We start from the raw sequence: 11,937 nt of genomic DNA on the forward strand, positions 1-11,937 counted from the left end.
GCCGTGTTCACGGCCGGAGCTGTGCACGGCACGGCGCACCACATCCTGAGGGGTCACTGGGCAACCAGCCGGATTCCCGCGGCCCGGTCGGTCGCGGGGCGGCGCAGGTGGTGGGCGAGGAAGGCGACGCAGCGGGCGACGATGGGTGCGACGTCGGCGTTGAGGAAGATGTGCTCGGCGTCCGGTACGGCGACGAGTTCCGCGTGGTTGCCGGCGGCCCGCAGGAGTCCGGCCAGGCGCTCGCTGTGCTCGAAGGGGACGAGCGTGTCGTGGGTCCCGTGGACCAGGAGGAAGGGCGGGGCCGGGGACCGCGCGTAGGTGACCGGGCTTGCGGCTGCCGCCAGGTGCGGCCGGTCGGCCGGGTCGCCGCCCAGGAAGGTGACGAAGGGGTCGTGGGGGCCAGGCGCGTCCGGCAGCAGCGCCCCCACGTCGGTGATCCCGTACCAGTCCACGACAGCCCCGACCGTCGTGTCGCCCTGGGCGATCCCTTCCGTTCCTTCGAGCGAGGGGTGGGCTGCGTCGGTGAGCCCGGCCAGCGCGGCCAGGTGCCCGCCGGCGGACTCCCCCCACAAGCCGATCCGCGTCCGGGCGATCCCGAGCGTCCCGGCGTAGTGGCGCAGGTAGCGGATGGCCGCTTTGACGTCGTGCAGTTGGGCGGGGAAGGGGGCTTCGCGGGCGTGGCGGTAATCGATGGTGGCGACGGCGAGTCCGGCCCGCAGCAGGGAGCCGAACAGGAGGTCCGCGCTCACGGTCGGCGGCGGGTGGCGCCGGTCGCCCTCCATCCAGGCGCCGCCGTGGATCCAGACCACCACGGCGGGGGGTTCGGCAGCCGCCGGCACGGACAGGTCCAGCAGCCGCGGCCGGTAACCGGAGTTGGTGGCGTAGCTCAGCCCGTCGTATCGGCGGACGCCGTCGGCGGCGGTGGTGGGGGCGGTCGGCGGGAGCTGTACCGGCGGTACGGCGAGCTCGGGCGGCGGCCAGGCGATGGGCTCGGAGGGCAAGGGTGCTCCAGGTGTCGTCGGGTGAGGGGTGCGCGGCGCCGGTGCGGCTCAGGGGTGGACGAGGACGACGTCGAGGATGCGGGGGCCGTGGACGCCTTCGACGCGTTCGAGTTCGATGTCGCTGGTGGCGGAAGGACCGGAGATCCAGGTGAGCGGGCGGTTCGGTGACAGCCTTGCCACGGCGGCCGGCACCGAGGCGACGACCTGTTCCGGAGCGCGCACGACGCAGAGGTGGTGGTCGGGGATGAGGCTCAGCGCACGGCGGCCCTGCCCCGGCCCGCCGTCCAGCACGATCGTGCCCGTCTCGGCGATGGCCAGCGCACACCCCGTCACCACGCTGTCCGCCGCGTCGCAGTTGTCGGCGCCGCACAGCGCGCGGGCGCCGGTGGCCTAGGCGTTGCGGATCTTGTCGGCGCCCATGGCCGCCGAGACATCGGGGTTCTTCACCGCGAAGGTGCCCCCGAACCCACAGCACTCGTCCGCGCCGGGGAGTTCGACCAGTTCCAGGCCCTCGACCGCCTCCAGCAGCCGCCGGGGACGGTCGCCGAGTTCCAGCACCCGCAGTCCGAGACAGGACGGGTGGTAGGTGACGGTGTGGGGGAAGTACGCGCCGACGTCGGTGACGCCCAGTACGTCGACCAGGAACTCGGTGAACTCGTGGACGCGGCCGGCCAGGGAGCGAGCCTGTTCGGCGAGGTCGTCGCCCCGCCCCTCGGCGGCGGCGCGGGCGCCGAGCCGGGGATAGTTGTCGCGGATCATGGCCACGCAGGAGCCGGACGGGGCCACCACGTGGTCGTATCCATGGCACGCCTTCGCCATGCGGCGCAGCAGCGGCTCGGTCTCCCGGCGGTAGCCGGTGTTGTACTGCGGCTGGCCGCAGCACGTCTACTCGAAGGGGAAGTCCACCTCGACGCCGAGCCGTTCGAGGACGGTGACCGTGGCGATCGCCGTGGCGGGGTGGACGGCGTCGTTGACGCAGGTGGGGAAGAGGGCGACGCGGAGGGAACTCATTCCTTGGTCGCTCCGGCGAGCATCCCGGACACCAGTGTGCGCTGCGAGAACAGGAAGAGCACCAGAACGGGCAGGATGGCGACGATGATCGCCAGGGCCAGTTCCGGGATGGTGATGTTCAGACCGGCACCGGCAACGGGGTTGAAGGACGGCGTGGAGGTCAGCAGCTGGTTCAGGCCCACCTGGACGGGGAATTGCTCGCTGTTCGGCAGGACGAGGTACGGCAGGAAGAAGTTGTTCCAGTTGCCCACGAAGCTGAAGAAGGCGACCAGCCCGACCACCGGCTTCGCCAGCGGCAGCGCGATGCGCGAGAAGAGCTGCCATTCCGTACAGCCGTCGATCCGCGCGGCCGACAGCAGGTCCTTGGGCAGGCTGCTCCCGAAGTAGATGTACACGAGGTACACGCCGAACGGGTAGAAGGAGAAGGGCAGGATCACCGACCAGATGGTGCCGATGAGGTGGAAGCGGTTGAGTTCCAGGAAGACCGGCAGCACCAGGGTGGCCTGCGGCATGATCATCGTGACCAAGGTGATCATGAGGAGCGTCTTGCGTCCGCGGAACTTCGTCAGGGCCAGCGCGTACCCGGCGGGCACGCTGACGGCCAGCGTCAGGATGAGCGAACCACCGGAGTAGATGGCCGAGTTGCGCAGCCAGGTGACCATGGCGCCGTCCTGGAAGGCGAACAGGTGCCGCCAGGCGGCGCCGATCTGCCGGAACGAGCCGAAGGAGAACGGGTTGTCCTGCACCACTTGGCCGGCGGTCTTCGACGGGGCGAGCAGCAGCCAGATCACCGGCAACACGAAGAACACCAGCAACAGGGCCAGCAGGAGGCCCACTACCAGGAAGGAGGCGGCCCGGGAAGGGGCGAAGCGCCGGCCTGCCGCTGCCGAGGGGAGAGTGGTCTGTGTCATTTCTCGTCCAACTTGAACAGGTTCGATCGGGCCACCAGCAGTCCGGCCGCCAGGAGTCCCAGCGCCAGCAGGAAGACGGAGATGGCGGCGGCGCCGTTGAAGTCGCCCTGCTGGAAGGCGTAGACGTAGGCGAGCTGGTTGGGTGACCACGTGGGGCTCACCCGGCCGAGGCTGGCGGTCTGGAGCAACTGGGGCTCGACGAACAGCTGGGTGCCGGTGGCGAACGCCATGATCGCCATGTAGACGATCCACTGCCGGATCATCGGGATCTGGATGTACCAGGCGGTGCGCCAGGGCCCCGCGCCGTCCATCCGGGCGGCTTCCAGCACCTCGTCGGGGATGTTGTTCAGCGCCCCGTACATCACGACCATCCAGCCGCCGGCGCCGGTCCAGAAGGCGATCAGCATGAGGATCAGCGGCAGGTTGCCGGGCGAGAGCACGGCCGCGAAGGTCTGCAGTCCCATGCTCTTGAGCATCCAGGACACCGGGCTGACGTCCGGGTCCAGCATGAACAGCCATACCAGGACGCTGGCGACCCCGGCGAGGGCGCCGGGAATGTAGTACAGGAAGCGGAAGAGCGCCGAGGTGCCCGGCCGCACTCGGCTGCGCAGGACCACCGCGACCAGGACCACCAGGACGACGAGTGTGACCAACCACATGACCAGGTAGATCAGCATGTTCGTGAAGGCCGGCACGAAGCGGTAGTCCTGGGCGACCTTCAGGAACTGGTTGAGTCCGGTGAACTGGCCCTGGTCGTTGGTGAGCGCCAGGTAGAACGAGTAGCCGGTGGGGAAGACGCCGAACGCGAGCAGCAGCACCGCGTAGCCGGCGACGAAGAAGTAGCCCGCGAGACCGCGGCCCCTCCGCCGCGGCGTGATGCCGCGGCGGAGGGGGGAGACGGCGACGCGCTCGGTCTCCAGCAAGGTCATTGGTTGACCACCTGGTATCCGTGGGCCTTCGCCTCGTTGCTGATCTCCTGCTGCCACGCCGGCAGGGTCGAGGTCAGGGTCTTGCCGGCGGTCAGGGCCGGCAGCACGACGCTGGACCAGGCGGTGGCGTCCGGGAACTTGGTGTTCGACCAGCCGGTCCACACCTCGTTGGCGGCCTCCTGGAAGGGCTTGCTCACGTCGTTGGCGAAGTAGTCGCTGTTTGCGGGGTTGGCCAGCCAGGCCTTGGCGGCCTTGGTGTAGGCCGGGTAGGTCGGCGCGGACGTCTGGTTCTCGTCGGAGGTGGTCAGCCAGGTGGCCAGGTCCGTGGACGCCTTGAGGTTGGCGCTGTGCGAGGACACCATCCACACGCCGCCGCCGACGTTTCCGGTGGCGGCCGTGGTCTCACCCTTCCAGGTCAGCGGGGACGCCGCGGCGATCTGCTTGGCCGGGGCGTTGAAGGCGGCCTTGAAGAGGTACTGGCCGTACCAGGACGGGCCGTACGCCATCAGGACCTTGCTGCCGCTCTCCTTGGCGAAGCCCTGGCTGAAGAAGCCCTTGGTGGTGACGGCCTTGGTGGAGATCAGCCCGTCCAGCAGCTTCGCCATCCGGGTGCAGTTCGGGTCCTGCAGGGCGCTGCGCAGGGTGTCCGGCTTCGTCAGGCTGAACGCCGGGCACTGGCCGGACCAGAAGTACGACTCGTGGGAGTTGGTGTCGCCGACGGAGCCGACGAGGTAGCCGGGGTGGTCCTTGGCGACCTGCTTGCCCAGGGCCTCGTAGTCCTCCCACGTCGTGGGAACCTTGTAGCCCCACTTGTCCATGAGGCTCTTGTTGTACCAGAGCACGACCTGAGCGATGTCGTTGCGCAGGCAGTAGGTGTGGCCGTTGAACTGGCAGGGCGCGAGGGAGCCCTTGGCGAAGCCGTCCAGCGTGCTCTGCGGTACGAGCTTGTCGTCCAGGGGCGCGGCGAACGGCTGTGCGCCGGGCTTGGTGGGCTCCGACGCCCAGGTCACGTCGGTGGGTGAACCGAACACCACGTCCGGCCAGCCGCTGCCGGTCCGGTCGAAGAGCTGCACCTTCGTCTGGAGATACGTGGAGCCGTCGGCACCGCCGTCGTACGTGACGATCTTCATCTTCACGTCCGGGTGCGACTTCTGGTACGCCTGCACCGACGGCAGGCGGGTCGAGTCGGCCCACACCGTGATCTGCGAGCCGTCCTTCTGCGTGACCGGCTTGAACGCCGACCCCGAGGAGGAGGCATCGGTGGAGGTGTTGGCGCTGGCACACCCGGCCAGCACAGCCGCCATGGCCAGGGAGAGCGCGGCCCCCGCAGTGCGCAGCACTGTGCGGCGTCGGCCGACTCTGGGAGATCCGGAAGACCTCATCGTCTTGCCTTTCTTGTTTCTTGCGTGGGACAGGTAACGCGCTTAATGGGGGGCGCCGGCTGCGGTGGCGGTCCGGGCGGACGGCCACCACCCGGTCAGCGCGGCTGCTCGACGAACGGCAGGAGTTCCTTGCCGTAGCCGAAGTCGAGCGGGAGGGCTATGCCAGGCCCCGTGGGGGCGTGCACCAGGCCCTGGTCGTCCACATGGCGCTCGCGGACGACCTTCGCCGCGGTCACCAGGGACTCGTAGTAGGTGGTGTTGGAGATGGCCATGCACAGGTGGTGGTTCGGGATGTCCGAACCGTGTACCTCGGCCCGCAGCCGGTAGGCGTCGGCGAGGTGTGCGGTGCGCATGGCACCGGTGATGCCACCCCGGAGGGTGGTGCCGGCCCGCACCCCGAAGGTGGCGGCACCGGCCCGGATGAAGTCCGCGGAGTTCATGTGCGCTCCGTCGGAGGTCTCGGCCACCAGCAGCGGTATGTCCACGGCCGCTGCCAGCCTCTGGTACGCGGAGATGCTGAACTCGCGCATCGGCTCCTCGTACCAGAGGTAGTCGGCCTCCGAGAGCGCCCGGCCCAGGCGGATCGCGTCGGGCAGGTCGAAGCCGGCCGACCCGTCGTACATGAGGGGGATCGACGGACCGACGTGGTCGCGCAACGCCAGGCACAGCTCGGCGTCACGCCGGGCGTCGCCCCAGGCGTGCAGCTTGATACCGCGGTAGCCCAGTTCCAGGCACTGGTCCGCCACGTCGAGGAACTCCGCGATGCTGGAGAACGTCGAGGTGGAGGCGTAGGCGGGGATCGCCTCCCGGAAACCGCCCAGCAGGCGCCAGACCGGCTGACCGTGGTACCGGCCGGCCAGGTCCCACAGGGCGGTGTCGATCAGGCCCAGGGCCGGGAGCGGGAGTTCGTGGATACGGTCCAGCTCCCACACCCGGTGCCACAGCCATTCCCGCTGGAACGGATCGGCTCCGACCAGTTCCTCGCGGAAGACCCGCTCCACCAGGTCCCGCAGGGTGGCGAAGGCTCCGGGCCGGGCGAACAGCGCCACCCCCTCGGCTCCCTCGTCGGTGCCGATGCGCAGCACCGCGCCGTCGCCCACCGGAGCGCTTCCGCTCAGTCCGTCCCTCCAGCGGAAGGGCGGGCTGGCCGCCGGAACTTCGATCCGGTGTACTTCGACATGGGTGATCTTCATCCTGATGTCATTTCTCTGTGAGCGAGCCGGCTCCAGGGGCGCGTACGGGTCAGAAGTCGCCGTATGCCTGGAGCTCGTAGATGCTGCCGCCGTTCCAGCTGGATCCAGTGACGGTCAGTCGCAGGTAGCGGGCGGTGACGGGCGCGTCGGCGAACGAGTAGTTGGTCGCCGAGGCGGTGTTCTCGGAGGTGTGGTCCTCGAACGTGGACCACGTGACGCCGTCGGCGGAGTACTCGAGCAGGTACTTGTAACCGCTGGGCTTCTCGAAGGTGGTCACCACACTGGAGACGTTGGTGACCTGGCCCAGGTCCACCTGGATCCACGACGGGTCGGGCAGCCCCAGGCCCTGGGCCCAGCGGGTGGACAGGTCGCCGTCCACCGCCTTCTGAGGGGTGTTGTCCTCCGAGTACGAGGAAGCGGTGACCGCCTTGTTCTGCGCCAGGTCGTGGTCGGCCGGCATGGTGATGACGGCCGCCTGGCTGGGGTCGGAGCTGTTCAGCGCGGCGTCGCGGGCGACGACGGTGAAGGAGTACTGCTTCTCCGGCGTGAGGCCGGAGACTCGCAGGGTCGTGGCGTCGGTGACACCGATCCGCTTGCCGTCCTGGTAGACGGCGTAGGTGGTCACGCCGGTGTCATCGGTCGCGGTCGGCCAGCTGACATCCGCCAGGCTGGGCAGCAGCGGCTTGACGGTGGGCTGCCCGGGGGCCGCGGGAGGCGTCTGGTCCGAGCTGGGCGCCCTGGGGGTGCCGTAGACCTGGAAGTCGTAGATGCTGCCGCCGTTGCCGCTGGATCCGGTGACCGTCAGCCGCACGAAGCGGCCGGCGACCGGATCGGCGATGTGGGAGTAGTCGGTCATCTCCGTGGTGTTCGCGGAGGTGTGGTCCGCCAGCGTCTGCCAGTGGACCTCGTCCGGGGACACCTCGATGCGGTACTTGTAACCGCTGCTCTTCTCGAAGGTGGTGATCGCGCCGTTCACGTCGTACTGGGCACCGAGGTCAACCTGGATCCAGGACGGGTCGGGCAGACCGAGGCCCTGGGCCCAGCGGGTGGACAGGTCGCCGTCCACCGCCTTCTCGGGGGTGTTGTCCTCGGAGTACGAGGAGTAGGTGACCGGCTTCTTCAGCGCCAGGTCGGAGCCGGAGGGCATGGTGACCTGCAGTGCCTGGCTCGGCTGGGACTCGTTGCCGGCCGCGTCACGGGCGGTGATCTGGAAGCTGTACGTCTTGCCGCCGGTCAGGCCGGACAGGCGCACCGAGGTCTTTCCGGAGGCGCTGACGAGCGTGCCGTCGCGGTAGACGGAGTAGCCGGTGACGCCCGTGTCGTCAGTGGACGCCGACCAGTTGAGGTCCGCAATGGTCGGGAAGTCGGTGACCGTGGCCGGGGTGCCGGGCGCGGTGGGCGCCTGGTGGTCGGTGACGTCCGGGCCCGGGTCGAGGTGACGGTAGCGCGGCTGGAGACCGGCGTTGTTCACGATCGAGGCCGGGAGCTGGTCGCAGGAGCCGACGGTGATGTTGCCGGTCACGGTGTCGCCCGTGCTGTTGGCCTGGGTGCTGAACTTGGGCTGCGTGGTGAAGTTGCCGGTGGCCGTGATGTCCATGCCGTGGTTCATCAACAGCCACTGGTACGACACGTCGCAGAGCGCGTTGCCCGTGTTCTGCCAGTAGCGGCTGCCCTCGTCGTGGTAGATGGCACCGTAGGCGGGCGCCGGAACGCCATGGATGTAGTTGCCGGAGACGACGCCGCCGGGGTTGGTGCTGAGGGTGTAGATGGCCCCGCCGTCGGCCTGCGACTTCATGATGTCGGAGATGTCGTTGTCGGTGACCTTGTTGTCCCGGCTGGTGGTGTCGGTGTTCCAGACCGGTACGCCGGAGTTGCCGGGGTAGTTGGTGTCGCCGCCCTTGTCGGTCAGACCCCAGCCCCAGCCGACGGAGATGCCGCTGTAGGGCAGGTCGTAGACCTTGTTGTGGGTGATCACCGTGTGGTCGGTGTAGCCGGCCAGGATGCCCAGCGAGCCGTTGTACTGGTCGGCGACCTTGGTGACCACGTTGTTGTCGACCGTGGTGTCCTTGGTGATGTCACGCGGGTCGTCGGGGTGGGCGTCGATCACGTCGGTGCCGCCGATCTGGATGCCGGTGGCGGCGATCTGGCGGAAGACGTTGCCCGTGATGTCGGTGCCCTGGGTGCCGGTGTTCAGGTTGAGACCGACCGCGCCGAGGTGGGTGAAGGTGTTGTCCTGGAAACCGACGCCGTGGCCGTAGCTCACGTTGACCGCGCCTGGCGTCTTCTGCCACTTCAGACGGGTCGAGTCGAAGTCGGGGTTGTTGTCACCGACCATCCGGAAGCCCGCCTGACCCTCGATGAGGCCGTCGGACGAGCTGGGGGCGAGCCAGGTGGAGTACGAGAAGGTGATGCCCTCGAAGGACACGTCGGTCACCGGGTCGGCCCTGGTGCCGTTCAGGTCGACCAGGTCCTGCACGCGCGGCACCGTGACGGTCGCGGTGGACAGATCCTGACCGTCCTTGGGCATGTAGTAGATCTCGCCCGCGCCCTTGTCCAGGTACCACTCGCCGGGAGTGTCCAGCAGCTCGCGGGCGTTCTCCAGCCAGGTCGGATTGGTGATCTCCTGACCCTGCTGAAGGTTGGCGTTGTGCCAGCAGGGCTGCTGCATCGTCATCGTGTTGCCGGAGATCGACTGTACGGGGCAGCGCATGAGCTTCCAGCCCCAACTGCTGACGACCTCCAGGTCCGAGGGACGCTTGTAGCTGCTGAGGCTGCTGTCGGTGAAGGTGTAGCCGGTGGACGTCTTGCTGAAGCCGGCCGGGTTCTTCCCGCCCCGCGCCCGGGTCTCCAACTCGCCGTTCACGTAGAGCTGACGGGTGTCGAGGTCGCCGACCTTGGCCTTGTAGACCTTCCCCGACGAGTCGGCCGGGGTCCAGCCGGTGACCTGCGTGCCGCCACTGATCACCGGGTGCGCGCCGGGCGCGGCCACGTAGATGACCCGGTGCCCGGCACTGCCCGAATCCTGGGCGGTGAGGGTGAAGGTCCGGCTCAGCCGGTAGGTACCCGACATCAGCCGCACGCGGACATCGCCGGAGACCTTCTCCTTGACGTCACGCACGTAGTCCCGTGCGTGTTCCAGCGTCTTGAACGGATGCGTGGCGGTACCGGAGCCGGCGTCGCGGCCGGTGGGCGAGACGTAGACGTCCAGTCCCGACGCGTTCGAGGGGGACGCCTGGGCCGGCACGGCGGCCAGGGGCGCCGTTGTTGCTGCGAGGGCCAGTGCACTCACGAACACTCTTCGGAGCGGCACACATATGCGTGTTGAAACAGACGGTACAGACACAGGAATCCAATCGCCTGAATGAGGTGACGTCCGGGAAACCGCTCGTCCTGCGGATCCTTCGGCGTTGGGCGGCTCCATCCGCGAGCCGTGGCACCGGCGCGGTGCCGTCTACGAGGCGGATGTCTCCGGGGACGATGGCTCGTCCGCGGCACCGGCGCTCCTCGGCGGCTGCGCCGGCGCCCCGGAGGCGCCGCGGCCGTCAAGATTGAACAGCCGATCACGGATCTTGCGTTCGAACTGGCTCTGAGTGGTGGCGATGTGCTCCACCATCAGCTGCGTGGCGAGATCGGCCTCCCCCGCGGCGACCGCCTCAGCTATGGCGAGGTGCTGTCCTGCGGCTACTTCCAGCGACCCGGGAGCGTCACCGTGAAAGAGCAGCACGTCGGACTGTGACGCGAAACGCCGCACGTTGGCGACGCTCGCTCTCAGAAAGACATTGTGTGCGGCGGCGCCCACCGCGTCGTGGAACGCCTCGTCGGCCCTGGCGAAGGCGTACCCGTCTGCCGCCCGGGCCGCCTCCAGTGACGACTCGGCGCACTCCCGGATGGTCCGGACCTCGATCGGCGTGGCGAGGGAGGCCGCACGGTGCGCCGTCTCCGACTCGATCACCGTCCGGTAGTCAAGCAGCATCAGGACGTGCTCCATGCTCGTCGGCCGGAAGTGCGAGAGCTGGTCGTCCACCAGCCCGCCGGTGGACTCGGCGACGAAGATGCCCGCGCCACGCCGCACACTCAGCCGGCCGATGGCGGCCAGGACCTTCACCGCCTCGCGGGTGACATTGCGGGAGGCGCCCAGGATCTCAGCCAGGCCCTGCTCCGTGGGCAGCCGGTCGCCGGCCCGCAGGTTCTGCTCGTCGATGTAGTTCAGCAGCTGCTCGGCGACCAGCTCATAGCCCGGCCTGTAGCGAGACGACGCGTCGTCATCCCCTTCACCAGGGACCTGTGTTGCGGCTGCCACGGGGTAACCCTCCTCTTGCCTGTTTCACATTAATCAGGTTCATCGGCGGGGGTAACTATGGCATCGACGTTACGGACTGGAAAGAGTCTGAGGAGTTTTTTGTTCGTCTCCTCTGCGAAATGCCCGTCTACCATGACAAATCGGGAATCACACTCGGAACTATTGCGCAGGAAGGATCAGATCTTTATGGTCCTGTCTGTCGGATGAAGCAGATCCTTCGCGATGGAGATCACGCCGGCCCCGGGACGGGCGCTCGGCGCGGCTGCCACCAGGACCCGCATCCGGCTCGAGCCGCGATCGGAGCGCGGGGCCGTACGGCCCGGCGGCGCCCCATGCGGCGGGATTTCCGAACGCGCACCCGTGGGAGAGACCCCTATGAGACTGGCCCGGCACGGCACAGCAGGAGCCGAACGCCCCCTGATAGCCGAGGCCGACGGACCGTGGCACGACCTGCGCCCCGTCGTCGCCGACCTGACGCCCCACACCCTTCCCACGGTCCTGGACGGCGTCGACCTCGACGCGCTGCCGGTGGTCGAGTCGCCCGGCCGGTTCGGACCGCCGCTGACCGGGATCGGGAAGATCGTCTGCATCGGGCTGAACTACCGGCAGCACGCCGCGGAGACCGGCGCCGCCGTCCCGGAGGAGCCCATCGTCTTCCTCAAGACGCCGGACACCGTGGTCGGCCCCGACGACGGTGTCCTGATCCCCCGCCGCTCCCTGAAGACCGACTACGAGGTCGAACTCGCCGTCGTCATCGGCCGCGAGGCCCGCTACCTGCCCGACGAGGCCGCTGCTGCCGCATGCGTGGCCGGTTACGCGATCAGCAATGACGTCTCCGAGCGCGAGTTCCAACTCGAACGCGGCGGCCAGTGGGACAAGGGCAAGAACTGCGAGACGTTCAATCCGCTGGGCCCCTGGCTGCTCACCGCGGACGAGGTGCCCGACCCACAGGCGCTCGGCCTGCGGCTGTCGGTCAACGGCGAGCCGCGCCAGGACGGCAACACCTCCGACATGATCTTCGGTGTGCACCACCTGATCCGGTATCTGAGCCACTTCATGGTGCTTCGTCCCGGTGACGTCATCAACACCGGTACCCCCGCGGGCGTCGCCCTGGGCCGGCCCGGCCTGCCCTACCTGCGAGCGGGCGACGTCGTGGACTTGGAGATCGACGGCCTCGGCCGCCAGCAGCAGACATTCGGGCAGGCCTGAC

The 11,937-nt window shown here is 68.7% G+C and carries 8 protein-coding genes and 2 pseudogenes; 1 reads left to right on the plus strand and 9 read right to left on the minus strand.

Features of this window, described 5'->3' with window-relative positions; translation table 11 throughout:
• Positions 1–53 precede the first annotated feature (53 nt).
• The 9 genes and pseudogenes from ACFYXB_RS19345 to ACFYXB_RS19385 all read right to left on the minus strand — a co-directional run bounded on the left by ACFYXB_RS19345 (position 54) and on the right by ACFYXB_RS19385 (position 10,727).
• On the minus strand, positions 54–1,001 hold the full coding sequence (locus ACFYXB_RS19345; protein WP_389583741.1) for an alpha/beta hydrolase fold domain-containing protein: 948 nt from the start codon (positions 999–1,001) through the stop codon (positions 54–56).
• Positions 1,002–1,049: 48 nt separating this feature from the next.
• Positions 1,050–1,352 (minus strand): annotated as a pseudogene (locus ACFYXB_RS19350) (lactate utilization protein C); the annotation flags it as partial.
• Between the two features lie 42 nt (positions 1,353–1,394).
• A pseudogene (locus tag ACFYXB_RS19355) lies at positions 1,395–2,012 on the minus strand ((Fe-S)-binding protein); the annotation flags it as partial.
• Positions 2,009–2,923, minus strand: a complete 915-nt coding sequence (locus ACFYXB_RS19360; protein ID WP_351346755.1) for a carbohydrate ABC transporter permease — start codon at positions 2,921–2,923, stop codon at positions 2,009–2,011. The pseudogene ACFYXB_RS19355 and the gene ACFYXB_RS19360, both read right to left, overlap by 4 nt.
• Complete coding sequence (locus ACFYXB_RS19365; RefSeq protein WP_351346753.1) at positions 2,920–3,852, minus strand: sugar ABC transporter permease; 933 nt, start codon at positions 3,850–3,852, stop codon at positions 2,920–2,922. The genes ACFYXB_RS19360 and ACFYXB_RS19365 overlap by 4 nt, the downstream gene beginning before the upstream one ends.
• Positions 3,849–5,234 (minus strand): ABC transporter substrate-binding protein, encoded by a 1,386-nt coding sequence (locus ACFYXB_RS19370; RefSeq protein WP_389583744.1) that lies wholly within the window; start codon positions 5,232–5,234, stop codon positions 3,849–3,851. The genes ACFYXB_RS19365 and ACFYXB_RS19370 overlap by 4 nt, the downstream gene beginning before the upstream one ends.
• A gap of 95 nt (positions 5,235–5,329) precedes the next feature.
• Complete coding sequence (locus ACFYXB_RS19375; RefSeq protein WP_351346749.1) at positions 5,330–6,427, minus strand: enolase C-terminal domain-like protein; 1,098 nt, start codon at positions 6,425–6,427, stop codon at positions 5,330–5,332.
• 49 nt (positions 6,428–6,476) lie between these two features.
• The gene (locus ACFYXB_RS19380) at positions 6,477–9,848 is read right to left on the minus strand and encodes a discoidin domain-containing protein (protein ID WP_389583748.1); all 3,372 of its coding nucleotides are present in this window, start codon (positions 9,846–9,848) and stop codon (positions 6,477–6,479) included.
• 30 nt (positions 9,849–9,878) lie between these two features.
• Positions 9,879–10,727 (minus strand): FadR/GntR family transcriptional regulator, encoded by an 849-nt coding sequence (locus tag ACFYXB_RS19385; RefSeq protein WP_389583750.1) that lies wholly within the window; start codon positions 10,725–10,727, stop codon positions 9,879–9,881.
• A gap of 375 nt (positions 10,728–11,102) precedes the next feature.
• Between ACFYXB_RS19385 and ACFYXB_RS19390 the strand changes: the two genes are divergently transcribed.
• On the plus strand, positions 11,103–11,936 hold the full coding sequence (locus tag ACFYXB_RS19390; RefSeq protein ID WP_389583752.1) for a fumarylacetoacetate hydrolase family protein: 834 nt from the start codon (positions 11,103–11,105) through the stop codon (positions 11,934–11,936).
• Position 11,937: the final 1 nt, after the last annotated feature.

This window comes from Streptomyces sp. NPDC002619 (assembly GCF_042889305.1).
In the GTDB taxonomy this organism is placed as follows: domain Bacteria; phylum Actinomycetota; class Actinomycetes; order Streptomycetales; family Streptomycetaceae; genus Streptomyces.